This is a genomic window from Pseudomonas sp. RIT288, from assembly GCF_000631985.1.
Lineage (GTDB): Bacteria > Pseudomonadota > Gammaproteobacteria > Pseudomonadales > Pseudomonadaceae > Aquipseudomonas.
Genome location: NZ_JFYN01000034.1, coordinates 516,280 through 532,790 on the forward strand (window position 1 = coordinate 516,280; position 16,511 = coordinate 532,790).

Annotated in this window: 15 protein-coding genes; 13 read left to right on the forward strand and 2 right to left on the reverse strand. The window is 60.7% G+C overall.

The genetic code is table 11. The features are described from left to right. The first annotated feature begins 187 nt into the window (after positions 1 to 187). Positions 188 to 448, forward strand: a complete 261-nt coding sequence (locus BW33_RS21070) for a hypothetical protein (RefSeq protein WP_047600972.1) — start codon at positions 188 to 190, stop codon at positions 446 to 448. A gap of 24 nt (positions 449 to 472) precedes the next feature. Here BW33_RS21070 and betT read toward each other — a convergent pair whose 3' ends face one another. Both betT and epsC read right to left on the reverse strand, forming a co-directional pair. Then, positions 473 to 2,434: a choline transporter BetT gene (betT, locus tag BW33_RS21075; RefSeq protein WP_177327514.1), complete on the reverse strand. Its 1,962-nt coding sequence runs from the start codon at positions 2,432 to 2,434 to the stop codon at positions 473 to 475. A gap of 458 nt (positions 2,435 to 2,892) precedes the next feature. Continuing rightward, entirely contained in the window at positions 2,893 to 3,819 is a 927-nt protein-coding gene (epsC, locus tag BW33_RS21080; protein ID WP_047600975.1) for a serine O-acetyltransferase EpsC, read from the reverse strand. A 190-nt stretch (positions 3,820 to 4,009) separates the two neighbouring features. On the opposite strand from epsC, the gene BW33_RS21085 reads away from it, so the two are divergent. The 12 genes from BW33_RS21085 to BW33_RS21140 all read left to right on the forward strand — a co-directional run bounded on the left by BW33_RS21085 (position 4,010) and on the right by BW33_RS21140 (position 16,447). After that, positions 4,010 to 5,002 carry a D-cysteine desulfhydrase gene (locus BW33_RS21085; protein ID WP_047600976.1) on the forward strand — a complete coding sequence of 331 codons (993 nt, stop codon included), beginning with the start codon at positions 4,010 to 4,012 and terminating at the stop codon, positions 5,000 to 5,002. A 292-nt stretch (positions 5,003 to 5,294) separates the two neighbouring features. After that, positions 5,295 to 6,095, forward strand: a complete 801-nt coding sequence (gene tcyJ / locus BW33_RS21090; protein WP_047600977.1) for a cystine ABC transporter substrate-binding protein — start codon at positions 5,295 to 5,297, stop codon at positions 6,093 to 6,095. Then, on the forward strand, positions 6,095 to 6,760 hold the full coding sequence (gene tcyL / locus BW33_RS21095; RefSeq protein WP_003220607.1) for a cystine ABC transporter permease: 666 nt from the start codon (positions 6,095 to 6,097) through the stop codon (positions 6,758 to 6,760). Before tcyJ ends, tcyL begins: the two co-directional genes overlap by 1 nt. Positions 6,761 to 6,764: 4 nt before the next feature. Next, positions 6,765 to 7,514, forward strand: a complete 750-nt coding sequence (gene tcyN, locus BW33_RS21100) for an L-cystine ABC transporter ATP-binding protein TcyN (protein WP_047600978.1) — start codon at positions 6,765 to 6,767, stop codon at positions 7,512 to 7,514. 466 nt (positions 7,515 to 7,980) lie between these two features. Beyond that, entirely contained in the window at positions 7,981 to 8,745 is a 765-nt protein-coding gene (locus tag BW33_RS21105; protein ID WP_047600979.1) for a hypothetical protein, read from the forward strand. Positions 8,746 to 9,140: 395 nt separating this feature from the next. Next, complete coding sequence (locus BW33_RS21110) at positions 9,141 to 10,382, forward strand: SfnB family sulfur acquisition oxidoreductase (RefSeq protein ID WP_047600980.1); 1,242 nt, start codon at positions 9,141 to 9,143, stop codon at positions 10,380 to 10,382. A gap of 38 nt (positions 10,383 to 10,420) precedes the next feature. Further along, on the forward strand, positions 10,421 to 11,614 hold the full coding sequence (locus BW33_RS21115; RefSeq protein WP_047600981.1) for an SfnB family sulfur acquisition oxidoreductase: 1,194 nt from the start codon (positions 10,421 to 10,423) through the stop codon (positions 11,612 to 11,614). Next, the gene (locus BW33_RS21120) at positions 11,614 to 12,972 is read left to right on the forward strand and encodes an LLM class flavin-dependent oxidoreductase (RefSeq protein WP_047600983.1); all 1,359 of its coding nucleotides are present in this window, start codon (positions 11,614 to 11,616) and stop codon (positions 12,970 to 12,972) included. The genes BW33_RS21115 and BW33_RS21120 overlap by 1 nt, the downstream gene beginning before the upstream one ends. A 119-nt stretch (positions 12,973 to 13,091) precedes the next feature. Continuing rightward, on the forward strand, positions 13,092 to 13,901 hold the full coding sequence (locus BW33_RS21125) for a MetQ/NlpA family ABC transporter substrate-binding protein (protein WP_047600984.1): 810 nt from the start codon (positions 13,092 to 13,094) through the stop codon (positions 13,899 to 13,901). Positions 13,902 to 13,903: 2 nt separating this feature from the next. Beyond that, entirely contained in the window at positions 13,904 to 15,025 is a 1,122-nt protein-coding gene (locus tag BW33_RS21130) for a methionine ABC transporter ATP-binding protein (RefSeq protein ID WP_047600986.1), read from the forward strand. Beyond that, complete coding sequence (locus tag BW33_RS21135; RefSeq protein ID WP_027611182.1) at positions 15,015 to 15,659, forward strand: methionine ABC transporter permease; 645 nt, start codon at positions 15,015 to 15,017, stop codon at positions 15,657 to 15,659. Before BW33_RS21130 ends, BW33_RS21135 begins: the two co-directional genes overlap by 11 nt. A gap of 158 nt (positions 15,660 to 15,817) precedes the next feature. Continuing rightward, a complete protein-coding gene (locus BW33_RS21140) occupies positions 15,818 to 16,447 on the forward strand; it encodes a class I SAM-dependent methyltransferase (RefSeq protein WP_047600987.1) in 630 nt (209 codons plus the stop codon). Positions 16,448 to 16,511 lie beyond the last annotated feature (64 nt).

Here is a 16,511-nt window from a genome sequence, read left to right on the forward strand (position 1 = left end):
CTTGAATTGAGGTGGGCTGAATTAGCTATGCTCTAAAAAACACCGAGTTGGCCCTATGGCGAGCAGGCTCGCTCCCACAGGGATCAGCTGTGAACACAGAATCAGTGAACAACCGAGGTCCATTGTGCGAGCCTGCTCGCGATGAGCCCCCGCCAAACAACAGATCCCTATCAGGCAGCCCCCGATCATGCACACCGCCATCATCATCTTCTTCGGCCTGATCCTGCTCGCCCTGATGCTCTACATCGGCGAGCGCGTCGGTTTCAGTCGGCAAACGTTGGCCTACAGTTTCGCCGCGCTGTGGCTGGCGCTGACAGTGATTAACGGCGCGGTGGGGGTGGTGCATGCCGGGCAGCCGCTGGGTTCGGAGATCGCGGTGGGCAGTGCGGTGTTCGGGGTGCCGATGGCGGCGATGGTGTTGTTCATGGTGCTGAGCGCCGAGTCGTGAAACGTCCCGGCGCTCATCTGCTGATCAACGCACCAGATGCAGGAACTGCATGTGGCGTTCGTACTGGTCGAGGATGTCGTTGATGATCTGCTCTTTGGTGTAGCCGACCAGATCGTAGTCCTGACTGCCCTCGCTCAAGTGCACTTCAGCGCGGTAGTAGCGGCGGTTGTTGAGCTGCTTGGAACCCATGCCGCCACGGGCGAACGACGGCGTGAAATAGCCGCGCATCTGCACCTGATAGATGAACGGATGCTGCTCACCGTGGCCGATTTCCAGGCTGATGTTGTCGTGCGCCGGATCCGGCTGCGTGACCACGTTCAAGCCCTTCTCGACGAATACCGCCGTCACTTCTTCAATCGCCGGGCGCACCGTGGTGTCCATGAAACGGTACACCTCGTCACGCGACGGGAAGTGCACCGCCTGGCTCAAACGCTGGCGCCAGCCGCCCGTGCCACGCCGCGAACCGGAGACCGGTGCCAGCGAATGCAATTGCGCGATCTGCTTCTGCGATTCCAGATAGAACGCCTTGTGCAGGCCCCACATCATCAGCAGCAAAATCAAAGAGAACGGCAACGAGGTCAGCACCACCGCCGATTTCAGCGCATCGATGCTGCCGGAGAACAGCAGCGCGCTGGTCACCAGCGCAGTCATCGCGCCCCAGAACACCCGCAGCCATTTCGGTCCGTCTTCGTCCGGGTTGCCGCCCTTGGCCGACAGGGTCGAAAGCACTACGGTACCGGAGTCGGCGGAAGTGACGAAGAACACGAAGCTGATGAACACCGTCACCGCGATGACGGTCTTGCTCCACGGGTAGGTTTCCAGCAGCAAGTAAAGGCTCATCGACGGATTGTCGAGGGCCGACATGCCCAACGCCGACATGCCGTGGTTGAGTACCTGATCGATCGCGCTGTTGCCGAAAATCGACATCCACGCCAGGGTGAAACCGAGCGGAATCAGCAGCACACCGAAGACGAATTCGCGGATGGTCCGGCCACGGGAAATCCGCGCGATGAACAGGCCCACGAACGGCGACCATGCGATCCACCACGCCCAGTAGAACACCGTCCAGCCACCGAGCCAGTCGCTTGGTTTGTCGTAGGCGTAGAGGTCGAAACTCTTCATCGGCAGCGCGCCGAGGTAATCGCCGAGGTTCTGGATCAGCGTGTTGAGCAGGTGCTGGGTAGGCCCTGCGAACAACACGAACAGCAGCAGCGCACAGGCCAGCAGCATGTTGATGTCGGACATCACCCGCACGCCCTTATCCACACCCGACACGGCGACAATGATCGCCGCGCCCATCATCAACGTGATCAGGCCGACCTGAATCCATTGGGTGTGAGCGATGCCGAACAGGTAATCGAGACCGGAGTTGAGGTGCAGCACGCCGAAGCCCATGTCGGCGCCCAGACCGAACACCGTGGCGATGATGCCGAAGCCGTCCACCGCGTAGCCGATGGGGCCGTTGATGCGCTTGCCGATCAGCGGGTACAGCGCCGAACGCAAGGCCAGCGGCAGGTTATGCCGGTAAGCGAAGTACGCCAGCGCCATCCCGACGAAGGCGAACACGCCCCAGCCGTGCAGGCCCCAGTGCAGAAACAGAATCTGCATCGCCTGCCGCGCCGCATCGGCAGTGCCGGCCTCGCCTTGCGGCGGTTGGGCCAGGTGCGTCAGTGGCTCGGATACGCAGAAGAAAAACAGCGTGATGCTGATCCCGGCGGCGAACAACATGCCGGCCCAGGACAGGTAACTGAACTCGGGTTCGTCGTGGTCGGCACCGAGTTTTATCTTGCCGTAGCCCGATAACGCGGTGACCACCACGAAGACCAGATACAGGGTCATCGCGAGCATGTAGTACCAGCCGACCGTATTGGCGGCCCAGTTTTGCGCAGCCAGCAGCCAGGCGCCGGCCTGCTCCGGCATGGCGATGACAACGAGACCAAACAGCAGAATCACCGTCGCGGCGAAGTAGAACACCGGCGGATTCATGCGTACCAGACCGCTGGCGGGGGTAGACGATGCACTCATGAAACGTGCACCTCGTGGGGTTGAAACGTGGCTGAAATGATCGGACTCAGCAAAGGCAAGCCTCCTGTTGTGAGCGGGCAGCGAACCACCGGTTTAACTTGAATGAACGTTCAAGTTAAACATGGATAGGGCGCCAAGGACTAATCGCACGGCCAAGCGGTAGCTTGTGGCGAGGGGATTTATCCCCGATGGAACGCGCAGCAGCCCTCCCTGTTCCAGCCGGAAATAGCCCGCTTTACGTTAGTTCAAGGAAGGCTATGACGTGAGGGTCGAACGATTCGTTCACTGCAGAATTGGCTGAATGCCATTATCTTGATTCGACCTGAAACCCGGGCTCTGCAGGAGCTGCCGAAGGCTGCGATCTTTTGATTTTAAAGATCGCAGCCTTCGGCAGCTCCTACAGGGGTTGGTTGAGTGGATTACTTCTGCGTCCCGTCATCATGCTGCAGATTGGCCTGAGTCAGGTTGCTCCCCGCCGGCACGCTGCGCGTCAGCCACACATTACCGCCGATGGTCGAACCCTGGCCGATGGTGATCCGTCCCAGAATCGTCGCCCCGGCGTAAATCACCACGTCATCCTCGACAATCGGATGCCGTGGATGGCCCTTCTGCAACTGCCCGTCTTCATCCGCCGGGAAGCGCTTGGCGCCCAAAGTCACGGCCTGATAGATCCGCACACGCTCGCCGATGATCGCGGTCTCGCCGATCACCACACCCGTACCGTGATCGATGAAAAAGCTGCGGCCGATCTGCGCACCCGGGTGGATATCGATGCCGGTGGCCGAGTGCGCAATCTCCGCGCTGATCCGCGCCAGCAACGGCAACCCGGCGCGATACAAATGGTGCGCCAGACGATGGTGAATCACCGCCAGAATTCCCGGATAGCACAGCAACACTTCATCGACACTGCGTGCCGCCGGATCACCGTGATAGGCGGCCAGCACGTCGGTATCGAGCAAGCTGCGCAGGCCCGGCAAGGCCAGGGCGAAATCCTGAATGATACGGATCGCCTGAGCTTCGACGTCAGCCTCGCCTTGAGCGCTGTGCCGGGCGACATAACGCAACTCCAGCCGCGCCTGCGCCAGCAACGCATTCAACGAAGTGTCGAGGGTGTGCCCGACATAAAAGTCCTCACTTTCCTCACGCAGATCCACCGGCCCCAGCCGCATCGGAAACAACGCGCCACACAGCGCCTCGAGAATCTCGGCCATCGCGGCGCGGGACGGCAACTCGCGACCACCCTGCTCGCCGCTGGCCCGGCCATTCTGGGTACGCCACTGATCCCGCGCGGTACGCAGTTGGCTGACGATGGTCTGCAATTGCCAATGGCTGGAACGCTCGCTCACGGTAAAGACTCCTCACGGGCGGCCGGACGGTCTGGCCGCGTCAACGGCGACTACTTTACGGCATGCCCACGAAGGCGAATTAAGAACCGATAGTGCTGGACTAAGCACATTTGGCTATAAGCAATTCACGGTTGCCCCGCTAAAACGGCCTGCCTATAGTCCTGTCATCTTCCTCCGCCAGTACGGGCTCATGATCAAACAACAGCTGGATCGCTTTAACCGTCTCGACCTGCTCGGCCAACCCACGCCACTGGAAAAACTCGAACGCCTGTCCGCGTGGCTGGGCCGTGATGTGTACATCAAACGCGATGACCTGACGCCACTGGCCATGGGCGGCAACAAGCTGCGCAAACTCGAATACCTCGCCGCCGACGCCCTCGCCCAAGGCGCCGACACGCTGATCACCGCCGGCGCCTTGCAATCGAACCACGTACGCCAGACCGCCGCATTGGCGGCCAAACTCGGCTTGGGTTGCGTGGCGCTGCTGGAGAATCCGCTAGGCACCGACGACAGCAACTACACCAGCAACGGCAACCGCCTGCTGCTCGACCTGTTCGACACCAAGGTCGAGCTGGTGGAAAACCTCGACAACGCCGACGAACAACTGGCCGCACTCGCCGTGCGCCTGCGCAGCAATGGCAAGAAACCGTATCTGGTGCCGATCGGTGGCTCGAATGCCCTCGGTGCCTTGGGCTACGTACGTGCCGGTCTGGAACTGGCAGAACAGATCAAGGACGCCGGCCTGAATTTCGCCGCCGTGGTGCTGGCCTCGGGCAGCGCCGGGACCCACAGCGGTCTGGCGCTGGCGTTGAGCGAAGCGCTGCCGCAATTGCCAGTGATCGGCGTGACGGTATCGCGCAGCGAAGAAGATCAGCGCCCGAAAGTGCAGGGGCTGGCCGAACGTACGGCGGACCTGCTGGGCGTGAAATTGCCGGAGCACTTCAAGGTCGAGTTGTGGGACGAATACTTCGGCCCGCGTTACGGCGAGCCGAATGCCGGGACACTGGCGGCAGTGAAACTGCTGGCCAGTCAGGACGCAGTGCTGCTCGACCCGGTCTATACCGGCAAGGCCATGGCCGGGTTGCTCGACGGGATCGGCCGCCAGCGTTTCGACGATGGCCCGATCATCTTCCTGCATACCGGTGGGGCGCCAGCATTGTTCGCATATCGGGATTTTCTGTAACCGGTAGATCAAAAGATCGCAGCCTGCGGCAGCTCCTACAGGAGTACGCATTCCAAATGTAGGAGCTGCCGCAGGCTGCGATCTTTTTCGCGAACAGTAAATATTCCATAAAGGAATAACATTTCAAATATTAAGTATTTTCAAGTCTAAAGCAGACATCTTATAGTCTCGCCGCAGGCGAATTTCGGGCAAGACGCATAAGCTGCTTTAGGGCACGATAACGCAGTCGTTCAATTCCCGGATTCGCCAACTTTCCTTAAGCGTCTTCCATAAGAAAACACAGGGGCTTGTCATGAATTTTTCCGCACTACGTCGCAATCTGCTGGTAGGTTCGCTGGGCCTTGCACTGAGCGCCGGCCTGATCGGTCAGGCAACCGCCGGTGAGCAACTGCAACAGATCAAGGACAAAGGCGTTATCAACGTCGGCCTGGAAGGCACTTACCCACCGTTCAGCTTCGTTGACGCCGATGGCAAGCTGTCCGGTTTCGAAGTCGAACTCTCCGAAGCTCTGGCGCAGAAGCTCGGCGTCAAAGCCAAGATTCAGCCGACCAAGTGGGACGGTATCCTCGCTGCACTGGAATCCAAGCGTCTGGACGTCGTCGTCAACCAGGTGACCATCTCCGACGAGCGCAAGAAGAAGTATGACTTCTCCGAACCGTACACCGTTTCCGGGATTCAGGCACTGGTGCTGAAGAGCAAGGAAGCCGCGCTGAACATCAAGACTGCCGCCGACCTGTCCGGCAAGAAAGTCGGTGTCGGCCTGGGCACCAACTACGAACAGTGGGTCCGCGCCAACGTGCCGGGCGCTGACGTGCGCACCTACGACGATGATCCGACCAAGTTCGCCGACCTGAACAACGGCCGCACCGACGCCATCCTGATCGACCGTCTGGCCGCACTGGAATACGCCAAGAAAGCCCCGAAAACCGTGGCTGCCGGGGAAGCGTTCTCCCGTCAGGAATCCGGGATTGCCCTGCGCAAAGGCGAGCCTGAGCTGCTGGCTGCGGTGAACAAGGCTCTCGACGAGCTGCGTGCCGACGGTACCCTTGAGAAGCTGTCGAAGAAATACTTCAACGCTGACGTCACCCAATAATGGAAGAAGCTTTCCAACTCGCACTGGACTCCGCGCCCTTTCTGCTCAAGGGCGCGTACTACACGGTCATCCTCAGTCTGGGCGGCATGTTCTTCGGCTTGCTGCTGGGCTTCGGCCTGGCCTTGATGCGCCTGTCGCGCTTCAAACTGGTGAGCTGGATTGCCCGCATCTACGTGTCGTTCTTTCGCGGCACGCCGTTGCTGGTGCAACTGTTCGTGATCTATTACGGCTTGCCGCAATTGGGTCTGGAACTGGATCCGCTGCCGGCGGCGCTGATCGGCTTCTCGCTGAACATGGCCGCCTACGCCTGTGAAATCCTCCGTGCGGCGATCGGTTCGATTGAGCGCGGCCAGTGGGAAGCCGCTGCGAGCATCGGCATGACCCGTGCGCAGACCCTGCGCCGGGCCATCCTGCCGCAGGCCATGCGCACGGCATTGCCGCCGCTGGGCAACAGCTTCATTTCGCTGGTCAAGGACACGGCACTGGCCGCCACCATTCAGGTGCCGGAACTGTTCCGCCAGGCGCAACTGATTACCGCCCGGACTTTTGAAGTCTTCACCATGTATCTTGCCGCCGCGCTGATCTACTGGATTCTGGCCACGGTGCTGTCGCACCTGCAGAACAAGTTGGAAGAGCGGGCCAATCGGCACGACCAGGAGTCCTGACCCCATGATTGTCGTGGAAAAACTGACAAAGCAGTTCAAGGGTCAAGAGGTGCTCAAAGGCATCGATCTTGAGGTGAAAGAAGGCGAGGTCGTGGCCATCATCGGCCCCAGCGGTTCGGGCAAGACCACGTTCCTGCGCTGCCTGAACTTCCTTGAACAACCCACCAGCGGCCGGATCAAGGTCGGCGATATCGAGATCGATACCAGCCGCCCGCTGAGCCAGCAACAGAGCCTGGTGCGCAACCTGCGCCAGCACGTGGGTTTCGTGTTCCAGAACTTCAACCTGTTCCCCCACCGCACTGCACTGGAAAACGTCATCGAAGGGCCGATCGTGGTCAAGAAGATGCCGCGCGAGCAAGCCGTTGCCCTGGGCATGAAGCTGCTGGCCAAGGTCGGTCTGGCTGGCAAGGAAGATGCGTATCCGCGTCGTCTGTCCGGCGGTCAGCAACAGCGCGTGGCGATTGCCCGAGCGCTGGCGATGGAGCCGGAGGTGATCCTGTTCGACGAGCCGACCTCGGCCCTCGACCCGGAGCTGGTGGGCGAAGTGCTGGCGACCATTCGCGGTCTCGCCGAAGAAAAACGCACCATGGTCATTGTCACCCACGAAATGGGGTTTGCCCGCGACGTGGCCAACCGTGTGGTGTTTTTCGACAAGGGCGTGATCGTCGAGCAAGGCGAAGCCAAGGCGTTGTTTGCCAACCCGAAAGAAGAACGCACCAAACAGTTTCTCAGCAAGTTTCTGAATCACGCCTGAGACACTTATTGCCTTGAGTCATTAACTTCCATGGACGGAAGTTTTACTTATCCCGCCTGAAAACCTCTAAATCCCTCCAGCTTAAACCTGTCAAAACAATACCTATATGTTCCGCAACAGACACAAGTAATCTGCGGCGCGCTTTCGTGCCTGTGAAATGATTTAAACGGGCCAGCACAAAATCGCAAAAACTCAGGAAAAACCGTAGTTCCATTCGCCATCAACGCTAGGCAGCATGCCTTATCAGCGTAGGACGCTTCTGATTAATCCGTAATTCATGGATTAACTAAGGTGCTCTATTGACACTCTTTCCCGCACGCTCTTATCTAGTCGGCAACCGGCACCCATTAGTTGAATCAATCCGTACTCAGCCCGAACAAAAGTTCACGGTTGCATTACCGATTCATCACGCCTTTTGTTTTTTCAAGAAACGGAATTCGCCGCAAGACTTCAAGGAGAGAACCCGATGACCCGCACTTCGCATAACCCCGAACTGGCAGCGCCGAACCTCGCATCCGCACACAACAACGCGATCAACCTGGCGGCGGCCGCGCACTTGCTGATTGATGTGCTGCCCTATTCCGGCATGGACGCCGGTGATCTGATCGAACTGTTCTGGAACAACTGCTACGTTGCCTCACGGGTCTTGACCAGCGAAGACGTCGGCGCCTCGATCAGCCTGCGGGTACCGGAGAGCTTTATCGCCAGTGGCACCGCACGGATTCACTATCGGGTGATGCAAATCGGTCAGGGGCCGGCGCTGTCGGCGGCAACCCGGGTGCAGGTCAAGCTCGACTGTCCCGGCGGCCAGCCTTCGCCGCTCTGCGGTGACGAGAATCAGCAACTGGCCCCCGTCTCGCTGCCCGACACCATTCGCCGCCAGGGCGTGAACCCCAATCAGATCAAACGCGGTGTACCACTGACCATCGAACCCTACCTGAACATGGCCGAGGACGACGCCATCACCCTGCGCTGGGGCGACGTGCGCATGGACCTGGCCCGGATCACGGCAGCCGATGTCGGCCTGCCGATTCAGGTCTGGGTGCCACCGGCAGTGATCGTCGAAGGAGGCGAGGATCTACGCCTGGACGTGACCTACTGCATCATCGACTGGGTGGGCAACAACTCACGCTGGGCACCGCCACGGACGCTGAAGATCGGGTGCGTGAATCCTTATCTGAAGGTGCCGCTGCGCCAAGCGCTGAAGGCCGCCGAATCGACCAAGGATTGATGCCGCATTCCTGTACTTGTGGGGCTTTGTAGTGAGGGGATTCAGGGAAACGACGCGCCGCCCCGATGGACTGCGAAGCAGTCCCGTTTTTTATGACTCAGAAAAGGCCGCTGCGCGGCCTGTCGGGGATAAATCCCCTCACCACAGGTTGTATCACCACGGCTGTGAGCCTGTTAACCAACCCGACCACCACCCCTTCTATACATATTCCTAAAAGTTAGTTTATTTAATATTTATACACGCTTAGGGTATATGAACCGGACCACCGGACATTCTTTCGTTCGCCGCACTTTTGCGGCGTTTTTCATGAGATGTGAGGTAGGTAGTATGGTCCGGAACACAATCACCCCAGTGCAGATCGCCAGGGCATTGCGTGCAGCCAAGGAGCGGCACTGATGTCCAGTCTGGCAGACGCTAACGTCCAGTCGGATCTGGACATCGCCCCGTCGTTGTTGCCCGCGCAGGTCTTGCGCAACGACGCCCAAGCCATCAAGGCTGCCCACGAACTGGCGCAAGTCGCCCGCGTGCAGGCCGCCAGGCGCGACCGCCAGCGCAAGCTGCCGTGGTCGGAAATCGAACAGTTCACCCGCAGCGGCCTCGGCAGCATTGCGATCCCGCGCGAATACGGTGGCCCACAAGTTTCATTCGTCACATTGGCCGAAGTGTTCGCGATCGTTTCCGCGGCCGACCCGGCGCTGGGACAGATCCCGCAGAACCAGTTCGGCATTATCAATCTGGTACTCGGCAGCGCCACCGAAGCGCAGAAAAAACAGCTGTTCCAGAGTGTTCTGGAAGGTTGGCGCATCGGCAATGCCGGCCCTGAGCGCGGCACCAAAAACACCCTGGAATTGAAAGCGCGCATCACCGCCGACGGCGATGACTACGTGATCAACGGCCAGAAGTTCTACTCCACCGGCGCGCTGTTCGCGCACTGGGTGGCGGTCAAGGCGCTCAATGACGACGGCAAGCAGGTGCTGGCCTTCGTCCGTCGTGGCACCCCGGGCCTGCGCATCGTTGATGACTGGTCGGGCTTCGGTCAGCGCACCACTGCCAGCGGCACGATTTTGCTGAACAACGTGCGCGTCGAGTCGAGCCTGGTCGTCGATAACTGGAAAATCAACCAGAAGCCAAACACTCAAGGCGCAGTGTCGCAGCTGATTCAGGCGGCCATCGACGCCGGCATCGCCCGTGGCGCCATCGACGACGCCATCGAATTCGTCAAAACCCGCGCGCGCCCATGGATCGACGCCAGGGTCGAACGCGCCAGCGATGACCTCTACGTGATCGCCGACATCGGCAAGCTGAAAATCGAACTGCACGCCGCCGAAGCGTTGCTGCGCAAGGCCGGGCAAGTGCTGGATCAGGTGCACGCCGCACCGCTGACCGCCGAATCCGCCGCCCGCGCTTCAATTGCGGTGGCCGAAGCGAAAGTGCTGACTACCGAGATCTCGCTGCAGGCCAGCGAAAAGCTTTTCGAACTGGCCGGCAGCCGCGCGACCCTCGCCGAATTCAACCTTGACCGCCACTGGCGCAACGCTCGGGTGCACACCCTGCACGATCCGGTGCGCTGGAAATATCACGCGGTTGGCGCCTATCGCCTGAACGGTACTTTGCCTGCTCGCCATTCCTGGATCTGAGACGACCGCACACTTTCTCAAAAGCATTGGAGAAACCCATGCCTTTTTCCCATCCCGTCGCGGTTATCACCAGCGATGAGCAAGCCCTGATCGTCGCCAGCGACCTGGCCGAAGATTTCAAACGCGACAGTGCCGTGCGCGACCGTGAACGCCGCCTGCCACTGCCGGAACTCGACGTATTTTCCCGCTCCGGCCTGTGGGGCATCAGCGTGCCCAAGGAGTATGGCGGCGCCGGCGTGTCCAACGTGACCCTGGCCAAGGTCATCGCCCTGATCGCTCAGGCTGACGGCTCTCTCGGGCAGATTCCGCAAAACCATTTCTACGCCCTCGAAGTGCTGCGCGTTAACGGCAGCCACGAGCAGAAACAACGCCTGTACGCCGAGGTGCTGGCCGGCCAGCGCTTCGGCAATGCTCTGGCGGAACTGGGTACCAAAACCGCCCACGATCGCGTCACCAGCCTCAAGCGTGACGGCGACGGCTATCGCATCAACGGTCGCAAGTTTTATGCGACCGGCGCGATCTATGCGCAGCGCATCCCGACGTCGGTGGTTGATGAAAATGGCGTGCAGCAACTGGCCTTCGTCCCGCGTGACAGCAAAGGCCTTACGGTGATCGACGACTGGAGCGGTTTCGGCCAGCGCACCACCGGCAGCGGTTCGGTGGTGTTCGAAGACGTCTACGTTGCCGCCGAGGATGTGATCCCGTTCCAGAGCGCCTTCGAGCGTCCGACCACGGTCGGCCCGCTGGCGCAGATTCTTCACGCCGCCATCGACACCGGTATCGCTCGCGCCGCTTACGAAGATGCCCTGCACTTCGTGCGCAGCAAGACCCGGCCGTGGATCGATTCCGGCAACGACAAGGCCACCGAGGATCCACTGACCCTGAAGAGTTTCGGCCACTTGAGCATTCGTCTGCACGCCACCGAAGCACTGCTGGAACGCTCCGGCGAATTCCTCGACAAAGCCCAGGCCGAGACCAACGCTGAAACAGTCGCCGCCGCCTCGATTGCCGTCGCCGAAGCACGGGCGATCAGCACCGAAATATCGCTCGCCGCTGGCAGCACCCTGTTCGAACTGGCCGGCAGTCAGGCGACCCTGATCGAGCACGGCCTCGACCGCCACTGGCGCAACGCCCGGGTGCACACCTTGCACGACCCGGTGCGCTGGAAGTATCACGCGGTGGGCAATTACTACCTCAACGATGAAAAGCCTCCGCTGCGAGGAACGATCTGATGAGCGCCGCGAAAAAGAAGATCCTGCTCAACGCGTTCAACATGAACTGCATCGGCCATATCAACCATGGCCTGTGGACGCATCCGCGCGACACCTCGACCCGCTACAACACAATTGAATATTGGACCGAACTGGCGCAGTTGCTGGAGCGCGGGCTGTTCGACGGGCTGTTCATCGCCGACATCGTCGGCGTGTACGACGTCTACCAGAACTCGGTGGACGTCACGCTCAAAGAGTCAATCCAGTTGCCGGTCAACGACCCGCTGCTGCTGGTGTCAGCGATGGCCGCCGTGACGAAAAACCTCGGCTTCGGCCTCACCGCCAACCTCACCTATGAACCGCCCTATCTGTTCGCCCGCCGAATGTCCACGCTCGATCATCTGAGCCGTGGTCGGGTCGGCTGGAACATCGTCACCGGTTACCTCGACAGCGCCGCCAAGGCCATGGGTCTGCGCGAACAGGTCGAGCATGACCGCCGTTACGATCAGGCCGACGAGTACCTCGAAGTGCTCTACAAACTCTGGGAAGGCAGTTGGGAAAACGGCGCGGTGCTCAATGATCGCGAGCAGCGTATCTACGCGCAGCCGGAGAAGGTGCACAAGGTCGAGCACCATGGCGAGTTTTATCAGGTCGAGGGTTATCACCTCTGCGAGCCGTCGCCGCAGCGTACGCCGGTGCTGTTCCAGGCCGGCAGTTCCGATCGCGGTCTGCTGTTCGCCGGACGTCACGCCGAGTGCGTGTTCATCAGTGGCCAGAACAAGCCGTCGACCAAGGTGCAGGTGGACAAGGTCCGCGCCAGCGCGGTCGAGGCCGGGCGCAATCCCGAGGACATCAAGGTGTTCATGGGCCTCAACGTGATCGTCGGCGCGACCGAAGCAGCCGCGTGGGCCAAACACGCCGAGTACCTGAGTCATGCCAGCGCCGAGGCCGGCGTCGCACATTTCTCAGCCTCCACCGGCATCGACTTTTCCCAGTACGAAATCGACGAACCGATTCAGTACGTCAAGAGCAACGCCATCCAGTCCGCAACCAAGAACCTGCAGAACAACGACTGGACCCGACGTAAGTTGCTCGACCAGCACGCCCTCGGTGGCCGCTATATCACCGTGGTCGGCTCGCCTGAGCAAGTCGCGGATGAACTGGAATCGTGGATCGCCGAAACCGGGCTGGACGGCTTCAACCTCACGCGCATCGTGACCCCGGAAAGCTATGTCGATTTCATCGAGCTGGTGATTCCGGAGTTACAGCGGCGCGGGTCGTACAAGACCGCGTATGACAGCGGCAGCTTGCGCGAGAAGCTGTTCCACGGCGAAGCGCATTTGCCCGAGCAACATACCGGCGCTTCGTACCGGCATTAACAGCTTCGCGAGCAGGCTCGCTCCCACATTTGAAATGCATTTCCCCTGTGGGAGCGAGCCTGCTCGCGAAGAGGCCCAAATAGACACTAAAAACTTATGCACTGACTGGAAAAACCACCATGACCCAGAAATTCCTGACCCACCCAGTCAAAGCACTGGCCCTGGCCTTCGGCCTGTTCAGTTCGGCTGTGTTCGCCGCCGATGCACCACTGAAAATCGGCACCACCGCCGCCTTCGCCATTCCGCTGGAAGCCGCCGTCGAAGAGGCCTCCAAACAAGGCCTGAAAGTCGAGCTGGTGGAGTTCACCGACTGGATCGCACCGAACGTCAGCCTCGCCGCCGGCGACATCGACGTGAACTACTTCCAGCACATCCCGTTCCTCGAAAACGCCAAGGCCGCCTCCGGTTTTGACCTGGTGCCGTTCGCTCCGGGGATCATCAACAACGTCGGCCTCTATTCAAAAAAATACAAAAGCTTCGACGAGTTGCCTGAAGGCGCCAGCGTGGCCATCGCCAACGATCCGATCAACAGCGGTCGCGGCCTGCAACTGCTGGCCAAGGCGGGTCTGATTACCCTGAAACCAGGGGTCGGCTACAAGGCCACCGAAGACGACATCGTCGCCAACCCGAAGAAGATCAAGATCCTGCAAGTCGAAGCCGTGCAACTGGTGCGCGCCTATGACGACGCCGATCTGGTTCAGGGCTACCCGGCCTACATCCGTCTGGCGAAGACCTTCGATGCGGGCTCGGCGTTGCTGTTCGACGGTCTCGACCACAAGGAATACGTGATCCAGTTCGTGATCCAGCCCAAGAGCAAGGACGACCCGCGCCTGATCAAGTTCGTCGACATCTACCAGCACTCGCCGGCCGTTCGCGCCGCGCTGGATAAAGCTCACGGCAAGCTGTATCAGGCCGGTTGGGAAAGCTGAGCATGACGGCCGCGATCCAACGGCGACTGGAGATTCCAGAGCCAAAAAATGCTGAAAAAACCGAACTGCATCCCGAGCTGAATCGCGCCCACGTACGCTTCATCGGCCTGGGTAAAATTTACGAAGGTCGACAAGGCCCGGTCGCGGCCCTGCAAGGCATCGATCTGGCGATCCAGCGCGGCGAGGTGTTCGGCATCATCGGTCGCAGCGGCGCCGGCAAGTCGTCGCTGATCCGCACGATCAATCGTCTGGAACAACCGACTGCGGGGCGGGTGCTGATCGATCAGGTCGACATCGGCGAGTTCGATGAAGACCGGCTGGTCACGCTGCGGCGGCGCATCGGCATGATCTTCCAGCACTTCAACCTGATGTCGGCCAAGACCGTATGGCAGAACGTCGAACTGCCACTGAAAGTCGCGGGCGTGCCGAAGGCGCAACGCGAGCAGAAGGTTCGTGAACTGCTCGAACTGGTCGGCTTGCAAGCCAAGCACACGGCCTACCCGGCGCAGCTTTCCGGTGGGCAGAAACAGCGTGTCGGCATCGCCCGCGCATTGGTGCATGACCCGGACATTCTGCTCTGCGACGAGGCCACTTCGGCGCTCGATCCCGAGACCACTCAGTCGATCCTCGGCCTGCTGCGCGAGATCAATCAGCGCCTGGGCCTGACCATTGTGTTGATCACCCATGAAATGGCGGTGATCCGCGAAATCTGCGACCGCGTGGTGGTACTGGAACACGGGCGAATTGTCGAGCAAGGCCCGGTCTGGGAAGTGTTCGGCAATCCGCAGCACGAGGTCAGCCAGACCTTGCTCGCGCCGCTGCAACACGCACTGCCGGAAGAACTGCAAAGCCGTCTGCATGCCCAGCCGCCCTCCCCGGGCGCGGCGGTGGTATTGCGCTTGCAGTTCACTGGCAGTGCCGGCGACGAGCCGGATCTGGCCGCGTTATTTGCTGCCCTCGGCGGACGCGTGAAGTTGCTGCAGGGCGGCGTTGAACGGATTCAGGGCCACGCGCTGGGACAACTGTTGCTGGCGGTCAGCGGCTCATCCTTGAGCGCCGAACAATTGCGCGAGCGCGCCGGGCAGTGGGCGCAACGAGTGGAGGTATCGGGTTATGTGGTTTGATCGTTTGCTCCAGGGATTCATCGACACCTTCCTGATGGTCGGCGTGTCGTCGCTGATCGCGTTGCTGGTGGGGATCCCGATGGCGGTGATTCTGGTCACCAGCGACAAGGGCGGGATCTATCAGGCGCCGCTGCTCAACCGGGCGCTGGGCGCGTTCGTGAATCTGTTCCGCTCGATCCCGTTTCTGATCCTGATGGTCGCGCTGATTCCGTTCACCCGGCTAATAGTCGGCACCACGTACGGTGTGTGGGCGGCGGTGGTGCCGCTGACCATTGCCGCGACGCCGTTCTTCGCGCGGATTGCCGAAGTGAGCTTGCGTGAGGTCGATCACGGCTTGATCGAGGCGGCGCAGGCCATGGGCTGCCGACGCTGGCACATCGTCTGGCACGTACTGTTGCCTGAAGCGCTGCCGGGGATTGTTGGCGGGTTCACGATTACGCTGGTGACGATGATCAACTCGTCAGCCATGGCCGGGGCGATAGGTGCCGGCGGCCTCGGCGACATCGCTTACCGCTACGGTTATCAGCGTTTCGACAGCCAGATCATGTTGACAGTGATTGTGTTGCTGGTGGCGTTGGTGGCGGTGATTCAGCTGGGTGGCGATCGTCTGGCGCGGGGCCTGAACAAGCGTTAAGGCATGCCGCGCCTCTGAAACCGCTATCGCGAGCAGGCTCACTCCTACAGGGGAGCGCATTTCAAATGTAGGAGTGAGCCTGCTCGCGATGGGCTGCGCAGCGGCCCCGCTGGTTGGCGTATATTCGGCAAATCCCAACTGCCGCGCAGCCCTCGACAATGAAGCAGACTCCCACCGATCTGGAACAGATCACCGCCACCACCCTCGGCCACTACAATTCGGTGGCCGAAGACTTCCGCGAAGGCACCCGCGACCACGATGTCAGCCAGAACATCGACGCGCTGCTACGGCATATTCACGGCACTGCGCCGTTCACGATTCTCGATTTCGGTTGCGGCCCGGGGCGCGACCTGCAGACGTTCACCCGCATGGGCCACGTCGCGGTCGGCCTCGATGGCACGCCGGAATTTGCGCGCATGGCCCGCGAGGACAGCGGTTGCGAGGTCTGGCAGCAGGACTTTCTGAAACTCGATCTGCCGGCCGAGCGCTTCGACGGGATCTTCGCCAATGCGGTGCTGTTTCATGTGCCGTCGCAGGAATTGCCGCGAGTGCTCAAGCAGTTGCATGGCACGCTGAAGCCGGACGGGGTGTTGTTCAGTTCCAATCCGCGCGGGGATAACCGTGAGGGCTGGAACGGGCCGAGGTATGGCGCGTATCACGATCTTGAGGCGTGGCGCGGGTTGCTCACGGCAGCGGGGTTTGTCGAGCTTGAGCATTACTACCGGCCGGCGGGATTGCCGCGCGAGCAGCAGCCTTGGCTGGCGAGTGTCTGGCGGCGGGTTGGCTGAAGATCAAAAGATCGCAGCCTTCGGCAGTTCCTGCATGGGATTACCCGTAGGAGCTGCCGCAGGC